At 49.2% G+C, this 23,718-nt stretch carries 23 protein-coding genes; 15 read left to right on the plus strand and 8 right to left on the minus strand.

From position 1 onward, the window contains the following. Positions 1 to 23 precede the first annotated feature (23 nt). Positions 24 to 2,225 carry a DNA helicase RecQ gene (gene recQ / locus HGH92_RS11680; protein WP_168870888.1) on the minus strand — a complete coding sequence of 734 codons (2,202 nt, stop codon included), beginning with the start codon at positions 2,223 to 2,225 and terminating at the stop codon, positions 24 to 26. A gap of 175 nt (positions 2,226 to 2,400) precedes the next feature. Here recQ and HGH92_RS11685 point away from each other — a divergent pair, with 175 nt between their 5' ends. The 3 genes from HGH92_RS11685 to HGH92_RS11695 all read left to right on the plus strand — a co-directional run bounded on the left by HGH92_RS11685 (position 2,401) and on the right by HGH92_RS11695 (position 5,699). Next, positions 2,401 to 3,375 (plus strand): SIS domain-containing protein, encoded by a 975-nt coding sequence (locus HGH92_RS11685; protein ID WP_168870889.1) that lies wholly within the window; start codon positions 2,401 to 2,403, stop codon positions 3,373 to 3,375. After that, complete coding sequence (locus HGH92_RS11690; protein WP_168870890.1) at positions 3,375 to 4,466, plus strand: mannose-1-phosphate guanylyltransferase; 1,092 nt, start codon at positions 3,375 to 3,377, stop codon at positions 4,464 to 4,466. Before HGH92_RS11685 ends, HGH92_RS11690 begins: the two co-directional genes overlap by 1 nt. Before the next feature lie 99 nt (positions 4,467 to 4,565). Continuing rightward, on the plus strand, positions 4,566 to 5,699 hold the full coding sequence (locus tag HGH92_RS11695) for a methionine aminotransferase (RefSeq protein ID WP_168870891.1): 1,134 nt from the start codon (positions 4,566 to 4,568) through the stop codon (positions 5,697 to 5,699). A gap of 214 nt (positions 5,700 to 5,913) precedes the next feature. On the opposite strand, the gene HGH92_RS11700 is transcribed toward HGH92_RS11695, so the two are convergent. The 3 genes from HGH92_RS11700 to HGH92_RS11710 all read right to left on the minus strand — a co-directional run bounded on the left by HGH92_RS11700 (position 5,914) and on the right by HGH92_RS11710 (position 8,835). Next, positions 5,914 to 6,588: a carbonic anhydrase family protein gene (locus HGH92_RS11700; protein WP_168870892.1), complete on the minus strand. Its 675-nt coding sequence runs from the start codon at positions 6,586 to 6,588 to the stop codon at positions 5,914 to 5,916. A gap of 84 nt (positions 6,589 to 6,672) precedes the next feature. Further along, entirely contained in the window at positions 6,673 to 8,322 is a 1,650-nt protein-coding gene (locus HGH92_RS11705; RefSeq protein ID WP_168870893.1) for a SulP family inorganic anion transporter, read from the minus strand. Positions 8,323 to 8,541: 219 nt separating this feature from the next. Continuing rightward, entirely contained in the window at positions 8,542 to 8,835 is a 294-nt protein-coding gene (locus HGH92_RS11710) for a hypothetical protein (RefSeq protein ID WP_168870894.1), read from the minus strand. 395 nt (positions 8,836 to 9,230) lie between these two features. On the opposite strand from HGH92_RS11710, the gene HGH92_RS11715 reads away from it, so the two are divergent. From HGH92_RS11715 to HGH92_RS11730, 4 genes are all read left to right on the plus strand, one after another. Beyond that, positions 9,231 to 9,572: a PadR family transcriptional regulator gene (locus tag HGH92_RS11715; protein WP_078669713.1), complete on the plus strand. Its 342-nt coding sequence runs from the start codon at positions 9,231 to 9,233 to the stop codon at positions 9,570 to 9,572. 39 nt (positions 9,573 to 9,611) lie between these two features. Further along, the gene (locus tag HGH92_RS11720) at positions 9,612 to 11,282 is read left to right on the plus strand and encodes a PspC domain-containing protein (protein WP_168870895.1); all 1,671 of its coding nucleotides are present in this window, start codon (positions 9,612 to 9,614) and stop codon (positions 11,280 to 11,282) included. Positions 11,283 to 11,431: 149 nt separating this feature from the next. Further along, positions 11,432 to 13,564 (plus strand): ferrous iron transport protein B, encoded by a 2,133-nt coding sequence (gene feoB, locus HGH92_RS11725; protein ID WP_168870896.1) that lies wholly within the window; start codon positions 11,432 to 11,434, stop codon positions 13,562 to 13,564. 41 nt (positions 13,565 to 13,605) lie between these two features. Next, the gene (locus HGH92_RS11730; RefSeq protein WP_168870897.1) at positions 13,606 to 14,508 is read left to right on the plus strand and encodes a M28 family peptidase; all 903 of its coding nucleotides are present in this window, start codon (positions 13,606 to 13,608) and stop codon (positions 14,506 to 14,508) included. A 67-nt stretch (positions 14,509 to 14,575) separates the two neighbouring features. Here HGH92_RS11730 and HGH92_RS11735 read toward each other — a convergent pair whose 3' ends face one another. Beyond that, positions 14,576 to 15,997 (minus strand): S41 family peptidase, encoded by a 1,422-nt coding sequence (locus HGH92_RS11735; RefSeq protein ID WP_168870898.1) that lies wholly within the window; start codon positions 15,995 to 15,997, stop codon positions 14,576 to 14,578. A 50-nt stretch (positions 15,998 to 16,047) separates the two neighbouring features. Then, positions 16,048 to 16,683, minus strand: coding sequence for a hypothetical protein (locus HGH92_RS11740; protein ID WP_168870899.1), 636 nt, complete (start codon positions 16,681 to 16,683; stop codon positions 16,048 to 16,050). 190 nt (positions 16,684 to 16,873) lie between these two features. Here HGH92_RS11740 and paaA point away from each other — a divergent pair, with 190 nt between their 5' ends. From paaA to nadD, 5 genes are all read left to right on the plus strand, one after another. Continuing rightward, positions 16,874 to 17,872 (plus strand): 1,2-phenylacetyl-CoA epoxidase subunit PaaA, encoded by a 999-nt coding sequence (gene paaA / locus HGH92_RS11745; protein WP_168870900.1) that lies wholly within the window; start codon positions 16,874 to 16,876, stop codon positions 17,870 to 17,872. A gap of 81 nt (positions 17,873 to 17,953) precedes the next feature. After that, positions 17,954 to 18,322, plus strand: a complete 369-nt coding sequence (locus HGH92_RS11750) for a 1,2-phenylacetyl-CoA epoxidase subunit B (protein ID WP_168870901.1) — start codon at positions 17,954 to 17,956, stop codon at positions 18,320 to 18,322. Next, entirely contained in the window at positions 18,319 to 19,083 is a 765-nt protein-coding gene (paaC, locus tag HGH92_RS11755) for a 1,2-phenylacetyl-CoA epoxidase subunit PaaC (protein ID WP_211092579.1), read from the plus strand. The genes HGH92_RS11750 and paaC overlap by 4 nt, the downstream gene beginning before the upstream one ends. A 1-nt stretch (position 19,084) precedes the next feature. Next, positions 19,085 to 19,582: a 1,2-phenylacetyl-CoA epoxidase subunit PaaD gene (gene paaD, locus HGH92_RS11760; protein ID WP_168870902.1), complete on the plus strand. Its 498-nt coding sequence runs from the start codon at positions 19,085 to 19,087 to the stop codon at positions 19,580 to 19,582. 92 nt (positions 19,583 to 19,674) lie between these two features. Beyond that, positions 19,675 to 20,244 carry a nicotinate (nicotinamide) nucleotide adenylyltransferase gene (gene nadD, locus HGH92_RS11765; RefSeq protein WP_168870903.1) on the plus strand — a complete coding sequence of 190 codons (570 nt, stop codon included), beginning with the start codon at positions 19,675 to 19,677 and terminating at the stop codon, positions 20,242 to 20,244. Here the strand turns inward: nadD and HGH92_RS11770 are convergent. Beyond that, positions 20,241 to 21,317: an AI-2E family transporter gene (locus HGH92_RS11770; protein ID WP_168870904.1), complete on the minus strand. Its 1,077-nt coding sequence runs from the start codon at positions 21,315 to 21,317 to the stop codon at positions 20,241 to 20,243. The two genes, nadD and HGH92_RS11770, sit on opposite strands and share 4 nt — an antisense overlap. Before the next feature lie 210 nt (positions 21,318 to 21,527). On the opposite strand from HGH92_RS11770, the gene HGH92_RS11775 reads away from it, so the two are divergent. From HGH92_RS11775 to HGH92_RS11785, 3 genes are read left to right on the plus strand one after another with little or no spacing between them, the layout of a single operon-like run. Further along, entirely contained in the window at positions 21,528 to 21,722 is a 195-nt protein-coding gene (locus tag HGH92_RS11775) for a YtxH domain-containing protein (protein ID WP_168870905.1), read from the plus strand. Positions 21,723 to 21,748: 26 nt separating this feature from the next. Then, entirely contained in the window at positions 21,749 to 22,207 is a 459-nt protein-coding gene (locus tag HGH92_RS11780) for a hypothetical protein (RefSeq protein ID WP_168870906.1), read from the plus strand. A gap of 18 nt (positions 22,208 to 22,225) precedes the next feature. Then, positions 22,226 to 22,588: a hypothetical protein gene (locus tag HGH92_RS11785; RefSeq protein WP_168870907.1), complete on the plus strand. Its 363-nt coding sequence runs from the start codon at positions 22,226 to 22,228 to the stop codon at positions 22,586 to 22,588. Here HGH92_RS11785 and HGH92_RS11790 read toward each other — a convergent pair whose 3' ends face one another. After that, positions 22,589 to 23,614: an SPASM domain-containing protein gene (locus HGH92_RS11790; RefSeq protein WP_168870908.1), complete on the minus strand. Its 1,026-nt coding sequence runs from the start codon at positions 23,612 to 23,614 to the stop codon at positions 22,589 to 22,591. It abuts the gene before it with no gap. Positions 23,615 to 23,718: the final 104 nt, after the last annotated feature.

Here is a 23,718-nt window from a genome sequence, read left to right on the forward strand (position 1 = left end):
GTATCACATGACTGCTGTCTTCACTAGTTGCCGTATTCCACCAGGAATTTTATGCGGACCAGTTTAAGTTGTTCCAGTGTGTAATCGTTTTCGATCAGTTCTTCCCGGGCCAGCGCCAGGCTGGATGTTTCACAACCCTTGAAGTATTCCATGATTTCATCCTGGGCGTAGTCGTCCAGTTCTTCATCAATGCAATAATCAAGGTTGAGTTTGGTGCCGCTGGCAACAATGGTCTCCATTTCGTCCAGCAGCTGGGAGATGGTGAGCTCCTTGTTTTTGGCGATGGTTTCCAACGGGATTTTTTTGTCGATGTTCTGAATGATGAACACCTTCATGCCGCTTTTGTTGACAACGCTCTTCATCACAAAGTCATCTGGCTTGGTGATGTTGTTTTCTTCCACGTATTTGGCGATAACGTCGATAAACTGTTTACCGTAGCGCACTGCTTTACCTTTGCTGACACCCTGTATTTTTTCCAGTTCCTGTACGGTAGTGGGATATTGGGTGGCCATGTCTTCGAGGGATGTTTCCAGGAAGATCACGAAAGGAGGCAGGTTTTTTTCTTTGGCTACTTTCTTGCGCAGTTCCTTCAGCATTTCAAACAGCGCCGGGTCGGCAGAGGCGTTGGCTTCTGCATTGGCTTCTTCTTCCTCTTCCACGCCGTCTTCGTCAAACTGGTGATTGAGGGCCACCATGATGGAGTAGGGCTTTTTGAGGAATTTTTTGCCTTTGTCCGTTACCTTCAGCAGGCCGTATTCTTCGATGTCTTTCTCGATAAGGCCTTCCAGCATCATTTGCCGGATAAGGGAATTCCAGAAATGTGCATCAAATTCTTTGCCTTCTCCGAAGATGTCCAGCTGGTCATGGCGATAGGTAGATATCTGCGGACTGGTTTTGCCGGTGATCACATTTACTACGTATTCGCTGCCAAAACGTTCTTCCAGGGCTTTGATGGCTTTGAGAACGATCACCACCCTGTTTTTGACTTCTATTTTTTCCTTCGGATTGCGGCAGTTGTCGCACTGGCCACAATCTTCTGTTTCATATTTTTCCCCGAAATAGTGCAGGATAACTTTACGGCGGCATACAGCGCTTTCGGCGTAAGCCACGGTTTCATTGATCAGCTGGGCGCCCATTTCCCTTTCACTGAGGGGCTTGTCGCGCATCAGGTGTTCCAGTTTCTGTACGTCCTTGTGGGAATAGTAACAGATACAGTTGCCTTCCAGTCCGTCACGACCGGCACGGCCGGTTTCCTGGTAATAGTTTTCAAGGCTTTTGGGAATGTTGTAGTGGATCACGAACCGCACGTCCGGTTTGTCGATGCCCATACCGAAGGCAATGGTGGCCACAATTACCTCTACGTCTTCGTGCAGGAACATATCCTGACGTTGTGCACGGGTGGTAGGGTCCAGGCCTGCATGATAAGCTACGGCCTTGATATTGTTGGCAGACAGCATATCGGCCAGCTCCTCGGTGGTTTTCCGGTTGAGCGTGTAGATAATACCGCTTTTGCCTTTGTGCTGATGGATATATTTGACGATATCCTTGATAGTCAGGTCTTTCTTGCGTTTTGGCCTGATTTCGTAGTACAGGTTGGAACGGTTGAAAGAAGAGATATAGATATTGGGATTGTTTAATCCCAGGTTCTTAACGATGTCGCTTTGTACTTTAGGCGTAGCGGTGGCGGTAAGTGCGATGATCGGCAGTTTATCGTTGATCTGGTCGATCATCTCTTTCAGCCGGCGGTACTCCGGACGGAAGTCGTGGCCCCATTCGGAGATACAGTGTGCCTCGTCTACTGCGATGAACGAGATTTCCAGTTCCCGGAAGAAATCCAGGTTTTCCTGTTTTGTCAGTGTTTCCGGCGCTACATACAGCAGCTTTGTTTTACCGGTTTGCAGGTCTGTGCGTACTTTTTTGATCTGCGCCTTGGAGAGCGTGGAGTTCAGAAAGTGCGCCACATTGTCTTTACTACTATAACCCCGGACCAGGTCAACCTGGTTTTTCATCAGTGCTATGAGGGGAGATACGATCAGTGCACAACCCGGGCTCATCAGCGCCGGTAATTGATAACACAGGGATTTTCCTCCGCCTGTTGGCATGATAACGAAGGTATCTTTTCCCGATAGGATGCTATTTATAATGATTTCCTGATTTCCTTTAAAGGAATCGAACCCGAAATGTTCGCGTAATGCATCCATCAAACTTACCTTTACAACAGCCATTGCATTCAAAATTTAAAAAGAATGGTAAACTCAAACTCTAAAGAATCAACAAATGATGAAATAGTTCTATATGTTTTTTAGGGGACACGAAGTTACTTAAAAAAGCGCGTAGTATCAATATAAATTCCGTGATCGCTCTGCTGCTGACTAAAAAATGATAAATTTGTAATTCGTCATGAAAAGGAATGGAACCATTAACATCGGAACAGTAGCCAAACGCACAATTGCTTTGGAAGCAGCGGCTATTAATGATTTGCAGCATTTTATAGATGCAGATTTTGAGAAAGTGGTGGAACTGGTCGCCCAATGCAAAGGGAGACTGGTGGTAACAGGCATCGGTAAAAGCGCCATTATCGCCCAGAAAATAGTGGCCACCTTAAACTCCACAGGCACCCCGGCGCTGTTTATGCACGCGGCAGACGCCATCCATGGTGACCTGGGCATGATAACGCCGGAAGATATCGTGATGTGTATCTCCAAAAGCGGTACCTCCGCTGAAGTGAAGGTGCTGGTGCCCCTGGTGAAGAATTTTGGCAACACTTTAGTCGCCATGGTGGGGAATACCGGCTCATTTCTGGCACAGGAAGCGGACTATGTGCTCAATACCACGGTGAGCCAGGAAGCCTGTCCCAATAACCTTGCACCCACTACCAGCACGACTGCCCAATTGGCGATGGGGGATGCCCTGGCCGTTTGCCTTATCGAATGGCACGGATTTACGGCTGCTGATTTTGCCAAGTTCCATCCCGGTGGTGCATTAGGTAAAAAATTATACCTGAAGGTGGCAGACCTCTGCAAATTACATCAGGCTCCCAGCGTATTGTTAACCAGCACATTAAGGGAAGTAATCGTGGAGATATCCTCCAAAATGCTGGGCGTCACCGCCGTTCTGGACGAAAAAGGTGCTCTTCAGGGAATTATCACCGATGGTGACCTGCGGCGCATGCTGGAAAAAAATGTTGCTACCGCCGGCGTAACAGCCAAAGATATCATGTCGGTCAACCCGAAAAATATCCAGCAAAGCGAATTGGCGATCAACGCATTGGAGATGATGCGCCAGCACGATATCACACAATTGCTGGCCATGGACGGTGACCGGTACTGCGGCGTGATTCACTTACATGATTTAATCAGAGAAGGAATTATATAATGACACAACTGAACAGCCATTTTTATGTGGCCATCATGGCCGGAGGCATTGGCAGCCGTTTTTGGCCCCATAGCCGGACAGATAATCCCAAGCAGTTCCTGGACATCCTGAACACGGGAAAAACATTGCTCCAATGGACATATGAACGGTTTGCGACCTTCATTCCAAAGGAAAACATCTTCGTGGTGACGCATCATCAGTATACCGGCAAAGTGGCGGAACAACTGCCCGAAGTGGCGGAAGCAAATATTGTCAGCGAACCTTCCCGCAAAAACACGGCCCCCTGCGTTGCCTATATCTCCCATAAAATACATAAACAGGACCCGCTGGCCAATATCATCTGTGCTCCGGCTGATCACCTGATCATGGACGGACCGGCATTTACCTCGGCCTGCCTGAACGCCCTGCTGTTTGTACAGAAACACAGCGCCCTGTTAACGCTTGGCATCAAACCCACCCGCCCTGATACCGGGTACGGCTACATCCAGTATGAACCGCAACAGGTGGCTGACAACGTTTATAAAGTCAAAACATTTACCGAAAAGCCCAACCTGGAACTGGCCAAAACCTTCCTGCAAAGCGGCGACTTCCTCTGGAATGCCGGCATCTTCGTATGGAATGTGAAAACCATCCTCGCTGCTTTCCGGGAATACCTCCCCGAAATAGATGAGCTGTTTGAACAAAGCACATCAGCCCTGAACACACCGGAAGAAAAGGAAGCCATCGAAAAAGTATATCCGCAATGCACCAATATCTCCATCGACTATGGTATCATGGAGAAAGCTGATAACGTGTACGTGATCCCTTCCAACTTCGGCTGGAGTGACCTGGGCACCTGGGCCTCCGCTTACGAAAACCTGGAAAAAGACTACCTGGGCAACGCTGTACAGGGAAAAAACGTGGTAGTAATAGACGCTACCAAGTGCATGGTGAAAGTGCCAAATGAGAAACTGGTACTGCTGCAGGGCCTCGATGAATTTATCGTGATTGATACAAACGACGTGCTCCTAATTTGCCGGAAAGACAATGAGCAGCAGATCAAGGAATATGTGGCGGAAATCAAGCGCAACAAAGGCGAAAAATATCTCTAGTCAATTACGAATTACAAATTACGAATTACGAATTAATACAAAGGAAGAGGGACTTCCTAATTCGTAATTCGTAATTTGTAATTCGTAATTGATTTATGTATGTCCAAATTACCACACACAGGAACCACCATTTTTTCCGTTATGTCAGCCCTGGCAGCGGAACACAAAGCCATCAACCTGTCACAAGGCTTCCCCGACTACGATTGCAGCGATGAACTAAAGGAAATGGTCAACCAGGCCATGCAACAGGGGCACAACCAATACGCGCCCATGCCCGGCCTCTTGCAGCTCCGCACAGCTATCGCGGCCAAAATCAGATCGCTGTACCAGCAAACCATCAACCCGGACACCGACATCACCATCACGCCAGGCGGTACCTATGCCATTTATACGGCTATTGCCACCTACATTCATCCGGGAGATGAAGTGATCATATTCGAGCCGGCATATGACAGCTATATCCCCAATGTGCTGGTCAACGGTGGCAAACCGGTGCTAATATCGCTTTCTTTCCCGGATTACCGGATTGACTGGCAGGAGGTGCGCCGCAAGATCACTCCCCGCACCCGCATGATCATGGTTAACACACCACACAACCCCACCGGCAGCATTCTTCAGGAAGAGGACATGGCCGAACTGGAAAAGCTGGTAGCAGAACATAACCTGCTGGTACTATCAGACGAAGTATACGAACACCTGGTATTTGACGGCGCCCGCCATCTCAGTGTGCTGCGTTATCCTGCCATCTATAAAAACAGCTTTGTCGTGTTCTCCTTTGGAAAGGTCTTTCACAATACCGGCTGGAAGATGGGCTATTGCGTTGCGCCCGAGCATCTGATGAAGGAATACCGGAAGGTACACCAGTACCTTTGTTTTTCAGTGAACACACCAATGCAGTACGGATTGGCCGAGTTCCTGGAAACACCGGCACATTACCTGGAACTGCCGGCATTTTATCAGCAAAAGAGAGATTATTTTCTGGAGTTGATGAACGGCTCACGGTTTACACCACTGGCCAGTCAGGGAAGTTACTTTCAACTGATGCGGTATGATCAGATATCTTCGGAAGGAGACAAGGAATTTGCCACCCGCCTGACCAAAGAATTTGGCGTAGCGGCGATTCCGGTTTCCGCATTCTACCACGATGGCAAAGATGATCATGTAGTGCGTTTCTGTTTTGCCAAAAAAGAAACGACGCTGGAACAGGCGGCAGCACGCCTTAGAAATATATAGGAATTTAATTATTGGGAAATTTAGTCAATGTGCTTAGGAATCTACACTCCTCAGACGCCCGCTAAATATCAAAATAAAAATACCCAATGACAAGATATAATGGGGCTTCGACAGCCGCCAGACAGGTACCCCTATAAAAACCGGCCTGGCCTGGCTATCTCGGCCCCATTAATATCACAAGCAAACATACGTCTCCTCACAAGGAGACTTTTTATTAAACGGCCATGGCCGGTACCGTTTCCTTATCTTTTTTGAGGATCAGCGTGTGTTCCATAAAGTTGACAACGCCGGTTTCCACGTCGTACATGGCGCCCACGATGCCTACGTCCCCTTTCAGGATCATGTCACGCAGAATATGGCTCTGTTCCATGATAGCCTGCACAGAGCGTTCAATATGAATGTTCGTCACGGCCTGCACAAACTCCGGATTTTTGGAGGTGCGGTTTTCGGTGACAGTTTTTTCCGCAAAAACAGACGGGGTGATTTTATTCAGCAGACCGGTGAGGTTGCCCATTTCCACCGCGTCGCAGGCGCCACAGATAGCGCCGCATTTGGTGTGTCCCAGTACTACGATGAACTTGGAGCCGGCTGCTTTGCAGGCATACTCCAGGCTTCCCAGCACATTGTCAGAGATCACGGCGCCCGCCAGGCGGATACTGAAGATATCGCCCAGGCCCTGGTCGAATACCAGTTCAGCGGAAGTGCGGGAGTCCATACAGCTTACAATGGCAGCCATCGGCCATTGCCCGTCGCGGGTGTCGTTTACCATTTGCAACAGGTTACGGTTGATGCGGAGGTTGTCCACAAAACGCAGGTTACCTGATTTCAATAATTCCAAAGCTTGTGTCGGTGTAATCTCACTCTGTGATACTTTATTCAATGTTTTCATGATTGTTCGTTTTGATGGGTGAATGAAGGGAGGAAGAGAGCATGGTTTCCGGTTTCTCTTGCCTCTATTTACGCTATAAGCCGTTTAGTTCAACTGTAATTCTTTTAATAATTCCTTGTGATTGCCGGCTGCAATAGTGTGTACGTGCCCGTTAGCTTTCCGCGCATGTTCTTCTACCAGGCTCCCGGGGGTGTTGGGAATTTTGTATACGTCCTTAAATCCCACCAGGATGACGGTAATATTTTTTTGTGGCGCCTTGATGTCTTTGAATTCCCGGATGGTTTGCAACACATCAAAGTCGATATAGGCTGTTTTCTGGGCATCTATCACCACCGTAGTATCCGCAGGCAAATGGTCCAGGGTAAGCAGGATGCTGGCCTTGTTCAGGAAAGATACTTCCTGTGCCAGTTCCAGGCGGATGGTGTCGCCGGTCTGGTATTTTTCTTTGCGGAAATAATAGGAGCTCTTCATATTACCTCGCAGAATGGCCAGTACGCTTACGGCCATACCGATACCAATACCAATCAGCAGGTCTGTAAACACGATGGAGACAACGGTGGCCACAAATGGTACCCACTGGTATTTGCCATTTTTAAACATTTCCCTGAAGACCTGCAGTTTACACAGTTTGTAACCGGTCACCAGCAGTACCGCGGCCAGCGTGGCCAGCGGGATCATGTTAAGCACCATGGGAATAAGTGCCGCACAGATCAGCAGCAGGGAGCCGTGTATCATGGTAGACATTTTCGTACGGCCGCCAGCGTTAATGTTGGCGCTGGAACGCACAATTACGGAAGTAATAGGCAGGCCGCCGATAAGGCCGCTCACAATGTTACCGATGCCTTGTGCTTTCAGTTCCCGGTTAGGGGAGGTGTGGCGCTTCAGCGGGTCCAGTTTGTCGGTCGCTTCCACGTTGAGCAGTGTTTCCACAGAAGCAATGATGGCAATGGTAAGACCTGTGATCCACACTTCCTTGTCGGTGATGGCGCTGAAGCGCGGGAAGGTGAACTGTCCGAGGAAGTCGGAAAACGACTGTGGCACGGGCAGGCTTACCAGGTGTTTAGCACCCAGGGCCAGCACTTCGTTGCCTGCAAAGGCGCGGTTCAGCAGAATACCGGCTATTACGGCAACGAGTGGTGCTGGTACCAGGTTTACTTTGGGGATCTTGCTCCAATACAGAATGATAAGAATGGATATGAGGGTGATAATAGTTGCACCTATACTAATATGGTTGAGCGTGGACAGCAGCGCGCTGAAAGTATTTTCCCCGTCGGCCTGGAAGAAGGCAATGCTGCCTTCATTTTCGGCGTCATAACCGAAGGCATGCGGAAGCTGTTTCAGGATGATAATAATACCAATGGCTGCCAGCATACCGGTGATCACGTTGGAAGGGAAGTAGTTGGCCACGGTTCCCGCCTTGATAAGCCCCAGTACCAGTTGCAGGCAACCTCCGATGACAACGGCCAGCAGGAAGATGTCGAATGCGCCCAGTTTGGTGATGGCGGTCAGCACAATGGCAGTAAGGCCTGCCGCCGGACCGCTGACGCTCAGTTGTGAGCCGCTGAAAAATCCAATTACCAATCCGCCAACAATCCCGGCAATCATACCGGAAAAGAGCGGAGCGCCGGAGGCCAGGGCAATGCCCAGACACAACGGCACGGCAATGAGGAAAACAACGAGACCCGCAGAAAAGTCCCCCTTGATATTGGAGAATAACGATGTTTGCTTGTTCATAAAAAATGCATTTTTCCGTTAAAGGATCGCGATGCCGGACAGCAGCTATCGCTACCGTCGCGGAAGTAATTACAGATACAGATGACGCATCCTTTGGGACACCAATACGGGTATCACGTTAACAGATACACGATGGCCCCGGAATGCCTGAGATAATAAATGCTTGCAATAAATAAATAGAAAATCCGTGCTGACTGTAATGACAGTAGCCGGTTCGAATTACGCTCTGAAGATATTGGGAGGGGGAGCGTGGATTTCCTGGGCAGGATTGCTGGGGATATCCTCCATTAAAAGAGGATGCAAAACGCCAATGAGTAAAATCGGATTAAACTGCAGTGCGTCAAATTGCTTACAGAATTTTAATTCCTTCGCAATTTTGACATGGTCATGTCCTGCATCAACAGGATGTTCTTCCACAATCTGGTTATTAAACAGCAGTTTTCCTACCTCCTTGATGGGAAGCAATTGGGAGATCATAAGTCCCAAAAGGAATATGCCGATAATTTTCTTCATGTGTATTAACTGCTGATACAAAAGTAAATGAGCGAAACCATATATACTAAGTTACGGTAATTAAAAAAATGTTAAAGCAATTTAGTGATGACTGGCGGAGGGTTTTAACCACAAAAACCGCCAAAAACCGATTATCCTTTATAATTGCCGCTTATCACATTGTTTTTTAAACCCGTTTTTACCATTTTCTCCCGAGATGACCTACAGTAGTGGATTTCGACCTCATTGGCAGTAATATCCTAAACAAGTTATTTTGCTTTCTATGGTATTGTGTATTGCATAGTAGTAAATAATTCCTATTTTTGTATCGTAAAGTTGAAGGAAGGTGTACAGGTCCTCAACTGTTACAAATCAAAAACCACCATTTACGTTATACAATTTAAAGCTCACTTGCCATGAACATTGATAACACACAGTCACAGATGCGGAAGGGAGTGCTGGAGTTTTGCATTCTGTCCGTCATCAAGCAAGGAGAAGCTTACCCGTCAGACATCATTGAAAAGATGAAAGAGGCAAAGCTGGACATCCTGGAGGGTACCTTATATCCCTTACTGACACGGCTGAAAAATGCAGAATTGCTCACCTACAGATGGGTAGAAAGCAGCTCCGGCCCCCCACGAAAATATTTTTCCATGACCGACAAAGGGGAAACCTTTTACCGTGAACTGGAAAGCACCTGGAACGAACTGGCCAATGCAGTCCATCAGTTAACACAACAAAACAGCGCACCGCTGTAGTGAATATACCTAAACCTAAAATCTAAAAGAACCAACAAAATGAAAAAGATTATCAACATAAACCTGTCGAGTCGGCTGATTCCCATTGAGGATAGTGCCTACGAAGCATTGCGCCAGTATCTGGACAGCCTGAAGAGCTACTTCTCTAAAGAAGAAGGAGGTGATGAAATTGTGGCCGACATCGAAAGCCGCATTGCCGAGTTGTTCCAGGATAAACTGAAAAAAGGCGCTCACTGTATCACCGATGAAGACGTGGCTGCTGTAAAAGTATCCATGGGCACACCGGAACAGTTTGATGATGCTCCCGGCAGCGGTGCGCAGTCACAGGACAGCAACGCGGACCAGTTTGTGCCCCGTCCCCGCAAGCGGCTCTACCGCGATCCGGAAAACAAGGTACTGAGTGGTGTCTGCGGCGGCCTGGGCGCTTATTTCAATGTAGATCCGGTGATCTTCCGTATCATCTTCGTACTGCTGGCCGTTGGTGGCTTCGGTACCGGTGTACTGGTATATTTCATCCTGTGGGTGGCCACGCCTTCTGCTGACACTGCAGCGGAAAAACTGGAAATGCGCGGCGAGAAGGTAGACCTGAACAACATCAGGGCTACCATCCAGGAGGAATTAAGCAGCATGAAGGACCAGATGAAAAATGTAGGAAAAGACTTCCAAAATTTTTCGCAGGGCCGCGGAAAGCAGGTAGGTAATGATCTGGAACGCTTTTTTGTAAACCTTGCACAAGGGTTGGGAAAAGTATTGGTTTTCGTGACCAAAGGATTCTTTTACTTCCTGGCAGTAGTCATACTGATCTGCCTGATCGTCACTGGTATAGCGATCGCGATTTCTTCTGCGGCCCTGTTCCCCCTGAAAAATCTTTTGCTCACCGCCCATTCCGCACAGAGCTACCTTTTCTGGCCAGCCATTGTGCTGCTCCTGGGCATACCTGTGGTAGCCTTGCTGATCTTCATTGTCCGTAAGCTGACAGGCGTGAAACAAGGCAGCCGCTATGCGGGTTACACCCTGGTGTTCCTCTGGTTGCTGGGCCTTGTGTTCGCCGGAATTGTAGGCGCCTCCCTGGCAAAAGATTTCAGAAGGCGGAGCAACCTGCCTGCAGAAGTGGTGGCCATACAACAGCCTACCCAACAGAAACTGATACTCCGCGTGGCTCCCGGCATCTTCAACGGCAACGATTTCAGCTGGTTCGACGATAACCTGATCGTAGCGGATGATACCACCATGATCAACATCGTAAAGTTGAGAGTGGAAAAAAGCACTACTGACAGCTTCCGGGTGGAAGTGTACCGCTACTCACAGGGTCGCACCCTGCAACAGGCCAACAGACTGGCGGGCGATATCCAGTTCGCCATCAGGCAACAAGACTCAGTGCTGTATATCCCGCAGGGCTTCTCCCTGCCGCCTCATTCCACGTTCCGGGGCCAGCGCCTGGTGGTGGTCTTCAAAGTCCCCGTAGGCAAGAACCTCGAGATCGATGACGATATCTACCGCCACTTCTCTTTTGATAAGTATGGCCGCCGTTATAATGATGAAGATGATTGGTACATCGGAATCCATTCTGATGATGAGGACGGCGGAAGCCATACCCGTCTGAAAATGACCCCGGACGGTGTCACTGAAGAAAATACTGCCCCGAAAATCGAAAGGGACTCCGTAGAGAACACTTACCACTATAAAGGTAACGACACTACACACAGATAGTTACATATTTTCCGCCATTCTAATGGGAGCGGGGCTGGCCTTTCTGGTTTGCCCCGCTTCTTTTTTCCCGATCCGATCATTACCCAGGAAGATTAATGTTTAACTTTGTGTATTCGGCTCTAACATTAAAAAAGAGGATAAGATAAGGAATGCAGGCACCAATAAACATCGCGCTGGTAGGAAATCCTAATAGTGGAAAAAGCTCCCTTTTTAACGCACTCACCGGGTTAAATCAGAAAGTCAGCAACTTTCCCGGGGTGACGGTAGACAAGAAAACCGGAACGGCCAACATTGTTTCGGGACTTTCAGCCAACATTATCGACCTTCCGGGGACGTATAGCCTGTACCCTAAAAGTGCGGATGAATATGTGACCTACGATGTACTGATCAACCCGGCGAATGAAGACACGCCCGACCTGGTGATCATTGTTGCCGATGCCTCCAATCTGAAACGTAACCTCCTCTTCTGTTCCCAGATCATTGACCTCAAATTTCCGGTGATCATTGCCCTCACCATGATGGACATTGCCCGCAAGAAAGGCGTGGAAATAGATATCGACGGGCTGGAAAGGGAACTGGGTGTGCCGGTAGTGGCCATCAATCCCCGCAAAAACAAAGGGGTGACCGAACTCAAAAAAATCATCGAGCTGGCAGCCCGCGGCAATTATAGCGCGGCCCCCCGCGATTTTATCGGTAATGCCGCACTGGCCGAAGCGGTGATCGATGACGTGAAAAAAGTAGTACCGGCCTGTAGCGACTACGGTGCCCTGCACGTTGCCGTGAACACAGAAGAACTGACATTCCTCGACGCCGGACAGAAAAAAGCTATCCGGGAATCACTGCAGCGAAATCAATTCAATAAAACCAAAGTACAGGCGGAAGAAATCATGCAGCGGTACAACCGCATCAAACATATCATGAAAGCTTCCGTCGTGGAAGCCGACCCGCTGCAGAAACAACTGCGCTCGGAAAAAATCGACGATCTGCTGCTGCACCGCTTCTGGGGTTACGTCATCCTGCTAGTGGTGATGTTCCTGCTGTTCCAGAGCATCTTCTGGCTGGCTTCCTACCCAATGGACGCCATTGAAGCAGGTTTTGGTAAATTAAGCGGCTGGCTGACATCTGTTTTGCCTGATAACAAGGTCACAGACGTATTTGTAAACGGCATCCTGGCCGGTATCAGCGGATTTGCAGTGTTCATCCCTCAGATCATGATCCTGTTCGGGCTCATCACCGTGCTGGAAGATACCGGTTATATGGCGCGTATCAGCTTCCTCACCGACCGCCTGATGCGGCAGGTAGGGCTCAACGGGAAGTCCGTGATGCCGCTGATCAGCGGCGTGGCTTGTGCCGTACCCGCTATCATGGCCACCCGGACTATCGAAAACAAAAAAGAACGCCTCATCACTATACTGGTCACACCGCTCATGAGTTGCTCTGCGCGGCTGCCGATCTATACTATGATGATCGCCCTGGTCATCCCCGACAGAAGGGTGCTGGGCTTCCTGGGCCTGCAAGGCCTGGTGATGATGGGCCTTTACCTGCTTGGTTTCTTTATGGCTATCCTGATAGCGGCCGTTATGAAGCTGTTTGTGCGTATCAAGGAAAAGAGCTACTTCATTATGGAGTTGCCGGTATACCGCGCACCACGCTGGAAAAACGTAGGCACCACCATGGTGGAAAAAGCAAAAATCTTTGTTACCGATGCCGGTAAAGTGATCGTGGTAATTTCCGTGATCCTCTGGTTCCTGGCCTCTTACGGGCCCGCCAGCAGAATGGAGCCGCTGCATGCGAAATATGAAAAACTGATCGCCGCCGCGCCGGAAGGTTCTCCGGAAGCGGAAGCGCTGGACCGCGAATTCCGTTCTGAAAAACTGTCGCACTCCTACGCCGGCATCCTCGGTCATGCCATCGAACCGGCTATCCGCCCGCTGGGCTTCGACTGGAAAATAGGGATCGCGCTGATCACGTCTTTTGCTGCCCGTGAAGTATTTGTAGGCACCATGGCCACCCTTTACAGCGTTGGTGAAAATCCGGACGATAACAACGCCACCCTCCGCGAAAAAATGGCTTCTGCCAAATGGCCGGATGGCCGGCCGGTATACACGCTGGCGGCGGGACTTTCGCTCATGCTGTTTTATGCATTTGCCATGCAGTGCATGAGCACCATGGCCATCGTGAAAAGAGAAACGAAGTCGTGGAAAATGCCTTTTATACAGCTGGTTTATATGACATCACTGGCCTATGTCTGCAGTCTGATCATCTTTAATATCTTCAAATAATATCTTGTACATTGCAGTAATGCTCACGAAATTGCATTACCATGAAAATGCTTTGTTACAGCTTATTACTGCTTTTTGCAGGGCCACTGTTGGCGCAGTCTTCTGTTGATTCTGCCCAGCTGCTGAAAGACGTGCGTACCCTTTCCGCCGATAAGTTTGAAGGCCGAAAAACCGGGACCCGCGGCAGCCGCCTGGCCCAGTTTTATATTATCGACCGGTTTAAACAGATCGGTATAACTCCTTATCACAACACTTACGAGTACCCCTTTTATTTTCAGGAGGGAAATAAAAAGGTCATGGGCACTAATCTCTTCGGCTACATACCGGGCAAGAGCAGCGATGTAATAGTTATTTCCGCACACTACGACCACCTTGGCATCGGGAAGCCCAATGCTGCCCAGGACAGCATCTACAACGGTGCAGATGATAATGCGTCGGGCGTAGGCACCATCCTGGCGCTGGCGGCATATTTTAAAAAGAACCCACCTAAATACACCTTGTTATTTGTTGCTTTTGACGGGGAAGAAGAAGGACTGCAGGGTTCCCGGGCGTTTGTGCAACAGCCACCAGTGCCACTCGGTACCATACGGCTCAATATCAATATGGACATGGTTTCGCATAATGATAAGAATGAGCTGTATGTAGCAGGCTCCACGCCTTATCCACAACTGAAAAAATTCATCGATGCGGCCGCTGCCCAAAGCAGTATTAAACTGTTGGCAGGGCATGATGTTTCCGGCAGCGGCAGCGAGAACTGGACCAACCAGAGCGATCAGGGACCTTTTCATGCACAGAAAATACCTTTCCTGTACTTCGGGGTGGAAGACCATCCCGACTACCACCAGTTAACGGATGAATATGACCACATTAACCATCGTTTTTATTATCAGGCAGTGAGGACGATCCTGGAGATGACAAAGCAGATAGACACTGAATTGAATTAACGAACATACCGATATATGGAAAGGCCTGAGCAGGATCTGCTCAGGCCTTTCCATATATATCAGGTGATTAGTTTCTCAAAGTCTGTATCATGCCCTGGAAGCGGTTGTTCGGGCGCAGAACGCCAATCCGGTTTGTATTAAGCTCGGTGGCGGCCATTCTGCCCAGCTGCGACGCCGGGATGCCCATGTCAGTGAGGGCGGTACGCAACAACGGATCATTGAGATTGCCCCAATTGGTGGTGTAGTCGTCTGTTACGTTGATGGTAGGTGAAATACCGCTGAAGTAGTTGCCTTCGCCAGCAGAGTTGAAGGTCTGGAAGCAGACAGCATACATATCATACTGCCCAAAGGTAATATTGATGAAGCCTACCGGTTTGCCGTAGGTGGTGCCGCCGATCAAATGAGGGTTCATAGACGGTTTCAGCACATTGTACAGCAGTTCGCTGGCGGATACGGTACCATTGGTAACAAGGAAGCTGAGGTTGGTGAGGGCCAGGGAGCCCTGTTTCTGGAAACTGGTGCTTCTGTAGGTGGTGGATTCCTGCCGGAAAATCTCGGTCCAGTATGTATTGGGATTATACGGCACCGCTTTCATGTTCCGGAAGATATAACTGTAGTTGTTGGTGTTTACGTTGTTGTTGAACGATTGCGTATACATCACGTTATTGTTGGCGCTGGCCGGCGCGAGGTTGTTGGCCAGGTATTCGGCTGTTTCGAGGAGGCCGCCGCCATTGTAGCGCAAATCGGCCACCACCCGGGTAACACCGGCCTGGGCCCAGGCGTTGAACAGCGAGTCGAAGGTGGGCTTCACATCATTCAGGGCTACGAAATTGTTGAAAACAAAATAACCCACTTTGGTGCCGTTAAAGTTGTAGGTATTGGCGTAAAGAATGGGATTGAGTTTATACGCAGCTGGTGCGAGCGTGCTTGTTTGGGTGTTATTGTCCGGTTTGCGGAACACCCAGGTGGCGCTTTTGCTGGCGAAGGCGGCGTTCAGCATGTTGTTTGTCGCCGGACCAACCTGGAAGCTGCTGTTCCCGTTCACACTGAGGAGCTGCCACCCGCGCTGGATGCCGGCTTTGTCTGCCGGTGAGCCGGGGTACACATATATTACATAGAGGGTATTATCTGTCTGATAGCCAACTTCAAAACCCATGTCCCCCAAAATGTCGCCCTGCAGGGCGCGGGAGGTGGTGCCATCATCGATGAAGCTGTACCTGTCGAGCGGCTGGCCATTTGTATTGTTCTTTTTCATGGTGATCAGCGAGCTGAACATGCTCTGGACGGAGGCATAACTTTCCGGTTTAAAGGTCGCTGAATCGGGGATAACGTCTGTCCATAGGTAAATGTCTTTAAATACGGAGAAGATACTATCGTTGATATTGGCTTGTGGCCTTTGCGGGCCTGCCTGGTCCTTCTTTTTACAGGCGGAAAGCAGGGCGATAAATAGGAAGCCGGCGGTCAGCCAGCAGCGTCGATTTGGTTGCATAGCAGCAATTTTAGGATAACCCGAATGATTAAACGAACAAGAGTTGTATACTATTGTGGACCAAAGTTACCAAAGAGATCGTATCCAAGTTCTTCCGGCATGACCCCTTTGTTTTTCAGGCCCAGATTAATTTTATCCCGCCAACGTAACTGCGCAGCCATATTGGTACCGTGATGGGTGTCGCGGTCGAAGGCGTACTGCATGCGGTTCATTTCCTGAAAGGATTGGAGATACTGATATTGTATAACACTGTCATAGTCGTCCCGGTTCAATGCTGTTTGCCGAAGTTTTTGTTTAAACCGTTCCACTACCAGCCGGGTGATATCGAAATGCAGCTGTTCATGCATCAGGGCGTAGCTGTCACGGGCGTCGTCCCTTACCCAGGATGCGCTTTTGATGAAGAACACCTGCATGATGAGCTTGATTCTCAATGTATCGTGTGTTACAGCACTGGCGCCTTCGTAGGAAAAGCTGGTATAGGACACTGCAGCACTGGGCCCGGCAGGAGAGGGCTTGCCCCTGAAGTCGTCCCAGCGCAGTTTACGGGCGGACGAATAAAAGAGGGTGTCTGAGTGAACGTTGTCCGGACCTTCCCTGTCTTCGAATACCAGCAGGGTAGTGGTGATTTTAGGAGGAGAAGCAGGAGGCATGTGCGTTTTCATCTGCCCGAAGGGCAAAAAAAGCATACAAAATATATGTAATAAGGGTGGCATACCTGTGGACAACAGGATTAAAATTAGGAAAATGCCGGACTGCCTGTTAACCGGCTTCAAAATTTGTAAATTCTATAACATTTGGACCGGGTGTTTTAACAATCATTTTCCGCCGGAAACGGGCTTTTTTCCGTAATTTACTTCCAACCAAAACAATCGCACTATGTACGGCGGCGGATATATTTTCGACGAACCAAACGGAAAACAGCTGCGGGAAGAACAACTGCATGATGATCCTGAAAAGCTGGTGGCTTTTGAAGAAAGAATAGCCAGAGGGGAAAAAATTGAGCCGGGCGACTGGATGCCGGCGGAATATCGCAGACAACTCATCCGTTTGATAGAACAGCATGCGCACTCAGAGATAATCGGGGCCTTGCCGGAAGGAACGTGGATCACCCGCGCTCCCGGATTCAAGCGTAAACTGGCGTTGATCGCCAAGGTACAGGATGAGATCGGTCATGGCCAACTGTTGTACAATGCAGCAGAGACGCTTGGGAAGTCGAGGGAAGCCATGATCAACGACCTGCTCAGTGGTAAATCCAAATACTCCAACGTATTTAATTATCCTGCCAAAACATGGGCGGATGTTACCGTGATCGGTTTTCTGATCGATGCGGCCGCTATTGTCAACCAGGTAGCCAATGCCAAAGGCTCCTATGGCCCTTATTGCCGGGCGCTGGAGCGTATCTGTTATGAAGAGAGCTTCCATCTGAAGCAGGGCCATGACGCTTTTATTGAGCTGGCTACCGGCACACCGGAACAGAAAGCCATGCTGCAGGACGCGCTGAACCGCTGGTGGCAACCGATCATGCATTTCTTCGGCCCTCCCGACAAGTCTTCCCAGCACAGCGAAAAGCTGATGCAATGGAAGGTGAAGATGGCGAGCAATGACGAAATGCGTAATCAATTCCTGGACAGTTACGTGCCGAAGATATGGGAACTGGGACTGACGCTTCCTGACCCTGCGCTTCGCAAGAATGCAGGCACCGGCCGCTGGGAATATACCGACCCCGACTGGAACGAGTTCTTCCGGGTGATCAACGGTGGCGGTCCCTGCAATGCTGAGCGGCTGCAGGTGAGGAAATGGGCGGAAGAAGAAGGTCGCTGGGTACGCAAGGCTTTAATGAACCCGACAGAACGGCGCTCACTGCCGGTTGCATAAATCGTATATACCTGTACGTTATAGCCTGCGATGAGTGGTCGGCAGGCAGATTTTCGTTTAATAAAAGCAATCAACAAATTCATGTCTAACGATTCTTTAGATCCGCGTGTCAACAGGCTGAAACTGGGTGACGCCAACGCGGTCATCAAAGTGGAGGAAGGAGAGAACTGGAATGTTTATGAAGTATTCCATCAGGAGAAACGAGGCGCCCATCACGAGCATGTGGGCTGTGTACATGCACCGGACCCGCAACTGGCGCTGGTATTTGCCAAAGAACAATTTGCCCGTCGTAAAAAATGTGTGAACCTGTGGGTAGTCAGAAGTGCCGACATTCTGGCTTTTGACGTGGAAGATGAAGATATGTTCGCCAACAACCTGGAAAAGAACTACCGCGATGCCAGTGGTTTCAAAGTAATGGAGAAGATCAACAAATTCAAACAATCCAAATGATCAGCAACGCAGCATTAACAGACCTAATCATAAAGATGGCCGATGATGAACTGATTCAGGGCCACCGCAATTCCGAATGGACTGGCCTCGGCCCCGTGATGGAAGAAGATATTGCCTTTTCCTCCATGGCACAGGACAAGATCGGTCATGCCTGGGCATTATACCGCATCCTGCATGAAAACCTCGGGGGCGAAGACCCTGACCGCTTTGCTTTCATGCGGCCGGAAAACGCCTTCAAATGCTCCCATCTCGTGGAGATGCCCAATGGGGGGTATGACTTCAGCCTGATGCGGCATTTCCTGTTTGACCATGCAGAAACGGTACGGTATGAAAGCCTTCACAACAGCAGCTTTGAACCATTTCAGCAGCTCAGCAAAAAAATAAAAGGGGAGTTGAAATACCATACGTTGCATGCCAACGCATTTATCATGCAGCTCAGCAAGGCCAGTGAAGAAGGGTATGCCCGGATGCAGACAGCACTGAACGATACCATTGCGCTGGCGGCAGGCATTTTTGAACCTTCGGCGGCCCATGAGGAAACCCTGATAGCTGAAAAGGTATATCCTGGTGAAAAGGAATTGTACCATCGTTGGCTGGACCGTATCTATCCGGTACTGGTGAAAGCATCCCTCAATCTCCCCGACATGAATACCATCACGCCGGTATACGGTGGCAGGCAGGGATTCCATACCATCCACCTGGCCCCGTTGCTGAAAGAGATGGGGGAAGTATTTAACCTGGACACGGAGGCCAGCTGGTAATATGATGTCAGCAACGATTACACAGGAAGATGTATACCATGCGCTGGAGCAGGTGATGGACCCTGAAATACCAGTGCTCAGCGTGATAGACCTTGGTATGATCACCGGTGTGGAGATCACGGAAGGACAGCCGGTGCTGGTCCGTATGATCCCTACATTTGCCGCATGCCCGGCTGTCAGCTATATCAAAGACAACATCAGAACAGTGGTGGAAAAGGCACTCGGTGTAGCCGTTACCGTTGAAATAGACAAACAGGTACATTGGGAGAGCAACCGGATGACGGCCACCGCCAAAGAGAAACTGAAGAATTTCGGCATAGCCCCGCCGCCAGTACTGGAAGGAGACGTACGGCCGGAGATCATGCTGAACACGCCTTGCCCGCACTGTGGCAGTGAGCATACCTATCTCCGTTCACCATTCGGGTCCACGTTATGCCGCGCTATTCATTACTGCAAATCATGTGGTCAGGTGTTTGAGCAATTCAAGCCGCTGGAATAAGCGTTGTTTCTATGTTTCCACAATGGCTATCACAGGAAATGCCTATTTTTACACGTATTATTAGTGGCCATTGGCAAATTATACGATGAAACATGAGAATAGGTTTGTATTTCGGGTCTTTTAATCCTATACACACAGGGCATTTGATCATTGCCAATTATGTAGCATACAATACTGACCTGGACAAAGTATGGTTTGTGGTTTCCCCGCAGAACCCACTCAAGACCTCTTCTACCTTGCTGAATGAACATGACCGCTTTCACCTGGTGGAACTGGCGATCAAAGATGAGCCGCGCCTGCGCGCCAGCAATATTGAATTTTCACTGCCACGGCCTTCCTTTACGGTAGACACGCTGGCCTATATGGGGGAGAAATTCCCCACACAGGAATTTGCGATCATCATGGGAAGCGACAGTTTTCAGAACCTGCCGCGGTGGAAAAACTATATGCACATTGTACAGCACTATCCGATTTATGTATACCGCCGTCCGGGCCATGATATCACCGATACCTATGGCGCCCGGGTGGAAATACTCGATGCGCCCATGCTGGACATTTCCGCTACCGATATCCGCCAGTGGATCAAAGAGGGCAAGTCTGTACGGTACATGGTGCCGGACAGCGTGATCAATTATATCCAGGAGAATAACTATTTCCGTTAATCAGCTGCGGGGCGGTTAGGCGAAGCCGGCGCCTCCTGCGGGCGCGGTTGCCGGCGGTCCCTTCTTTTCACCAGGAATTCGTTGGAATAGATCTCCAGCAGGAGGATAAACATGGAGATCAGCAGGGGACCGAATATCAAGCCAATAAAACCAAAGAGATTAACACCGATGATCACACCGAAGATGGTGATCAGGGGGTGAACATCCGCTATTTTTTTTGCCAGCATGAAACGGGCAAGATTATCTACAATCCCGACCACGCCGAAACCATATACCAGTACTGCAATTCCCTGCCAGGTATTGCCTACGGCCAGCAGATACACGCCCATCGGCACATACACCGCCGCCGCGCCAATAACAGGCAGCATAGCCGTAAAACAAGTGACCACAAACCAGAACATAGGCTGCGGAACGCCAAAAACAAGGTACCCTATCAGTGATACAATGCCCTGTATCACCGCAATCAGCGGAATTCCCAGCGCATTGGCAAATACCAGGGTATTAAACTCTTTCCCTAACCGGTCCACATTCTCATCGCGGAGGGGAATATATTCATACAGGGTCTCCTCCATCTTTCTGCCGTTGACCAACATAAAATACAGGATAAAGTACATAATGGCGATAGCCGTCAGCGTATTGAACGTAGCGCCGAGAAAGCCGGGCAGGAAGGCGGTTATCCCATCCTGGATCTTTTGCAGTTGTTGGGTGGAAAGCAGGTTCACCCCGATTTCCTGATGTAATTTTTCATTGAACTCCCGGGCCTTGTTAATCAGCTCTCCTGAATGGGTGGCCGCATACGCTACGCGGGAGGAGAGAAGGTTCACCAGTGCGCCGATGGGCAACAGTATGATCAGGAAGGAGGCCGTCATCAGTGTGGCGGCGGCCAGGTTTTTCTTCCATTTCCGGACCTCCACGAGCCGGAACATCCATTTACGGGAGGCAACATACAGGGTTACGGCCCCCAGGAAGCCCGGGAAGTAAATATATGTTTCTTTAAACAGCAGGATAGCCAGGAAAAGGATCAGTAAAAGAAACCCAATTTGTTTGAGGCGGTCGTTGTCCAGGTAGCTCATAGTACAATAATATCGGATAATTTAACGGTACAGGCAAAAAACGAACCAGTGCTTTTGGCCATGATAGCTAAACAAAAAACCGCAAAGCTTGTTCTTAATGCGGAATTTTAGTGGAAAGTTTTATACATTATACATTTATGGAATGGTGTTTGTGAACCTTTAGATACCAAAAATGAAAACTTTATTCTCTCATCTTAAAAAACCTATTTTATGAGTACAAGTTCCAAAGCTGTTGTTTCTTTTATTGTTGGTGCGGCCGTAGGCGTAGCAGTAGGGTATTTCCTCAACTCTGACAAAAAAGATGAACTGGTGGAAAAACTGAAAGACCAGACAGATAAGCTGAAAGACAAGTGGAGAAAAAGAAAGGACCAGTTCCAGGATGAGTTGGAAAATGAGTTGGCATAACCCCTAAGCTGTTTAAAAAACATTGCATGGAAGAAAATTTCGGCAACTATTTTAACCAAACAGGCAAGGTGGCCAGAGAATATCTGGAAACCCGGCTGGACCTGCTAAAGCTCCAGGCAGCAGGAAAGCTGTCGAAAGCGTTGGGATTGTTTTTTTCCCTGACGATGGCTTTCCTGCTGTTCTTTTTCGTGATCGTTTTTCTCGGAATGGTAGTAGGGTTCTGGATTGGTGAAATGACCGGCAGTTTCACGATTGGTTTTTCGTGTGCCGCAGGCTTGTTTGTATTGTTGTTTGTGGTGATCCTGGTGTTCCGCCGGCAGTTGATCCAGCGGCCGCTTACCAGGTTGCTGCTGACTGAACTGGTAGAAGAGATTGCTGAAAGAGATGAGCAATCCGGTCATATTCATAACCAGCCCGGACACGAACAGGATGCATATGGACATGTGCCCAATGAAGAGGCTACAGAAAACACTTCAAAAGGATAACATGAAAAATGTTTACACATGCGTAAGGTAAAAGTAACCAATCAGGAGACCCTTGACCTGGAAATAGCCCGTTTGAAGATGCGTTCCCGGCAACTGGAAAATGATCTGGGAAAGCGGGTTGACTTCTTCAGAGACAACTACAAAAAGATGGCGCTCAATGCCGTTATCCCCGGTAGTGCCAGACATAGCGGAGTGCTGAACGTTGCAGCCAACGTGGCCAAAATGGCCTGGGGCAGCGGGAAGTTTAAAAACTTTGCCACCGGCGCCCTGATGACGGCACTGGAATTTATTGGTGTCCAGCTGGGCATCAATATCTTTAATAAAGTGACCAACCGCCGTAAGAAGAAAAAAGCAGCACAGGCCAACACGGAAGAGGAATAGTTATCCCCATACTTTCGTTCCTTCACTGCAATTGGCGCATATATCAATGTTTTTCCGGGTTTCCAGGATCTGGCTACGGAAACGTATATACTCTTTGTTGTGCCACAACGCTTTAAATGATTCTTTTTTCAGGTTGCCCAGCCGGTGCTGTGCGTCCTTGTCGAAGCAGCAGGGCACTACCAGACCGTCCCAGGTAACAACCGGCGAGTGCCACAGGCGCCAGCAATGGTTGCCCAGTTTATTTTTGATGGCATAGGTACCGTCTTCGTTGCGGCGGTAACGGGAATATTTATCTATCGTGGGAATGAGGCGGTTGCCTTCTTCGTAGTCATATACCTGTGCTGTCTTGAACCGTACCTGATCTACCCCGATTTCTTTCGCCAGCCTTTTGATGTCTTCGATCTGATGTTCATTGGGCTTTACCACGAGGAACTGGAAGAAAACAAAAGGTTTGGAGGACTTCAGTTCTTTTTTCCACTTCACGATGTTTTTAGCGCCTTCAATCACTTTGTCCAGTTTTCCGCCCACCCGGTACTGCGTATATACGTCCTGGGTAGTGCCGTCTATGGAGATGATAAGGCGGTCCAGCCCACTCTCTACCGTTTTTTTGGCGTTGGCGTCTGTCAGGTAGTGCGCGTTGGTGGAGGTAGCGGTATAGATACCTTTGTCAGCCGCATATCTGACCATATCCAGGAATCCCGGATTGAGGTAAGGTTCTCCCTGGAAATAGAAGATAAGGTATAACAGCTCTTTCGAGATTTCGTCGATGGTTTTCCGGAAAAAATCCTGTTCCAGCATACCGGTGGGGCGGGTAAAAGCCCGCAGGCCGCTCGGACATTCCGGGCAGCGGAGGTTACAGGAAGTGGTGGGCTCAAAAGACATGGAAATGGGATAGCCCCATTGCACCGGCTTATTGGTCCACTTGCTGATAAAGTAGCTCCCCAGCACTTTCCCGGCGTTTAAGGCGCGGCGGAAAGTAAATTTGGAAGCGAGGTTCAGGGTATCATTCAGGTTAAAATCGGGCATATAAAATTCACTTGACCTATGTAAAAGTAGCGTCTTTAAACAAATTATAGCCTATACTTGCCGTAAAAAAACGGCTGCCGGCATTAAACAGCAGTATTACCCGA

This window comes from Chitinophaga varians (genome assembly GCF_012641275.1).
Classification (GTDB): domain Bacteria; phylum Bacteroidota; class Bacteroidia; order Chitinophagales; family Chitinophagaceae; genus Chitinophaga; species Chitinophaga varians_A.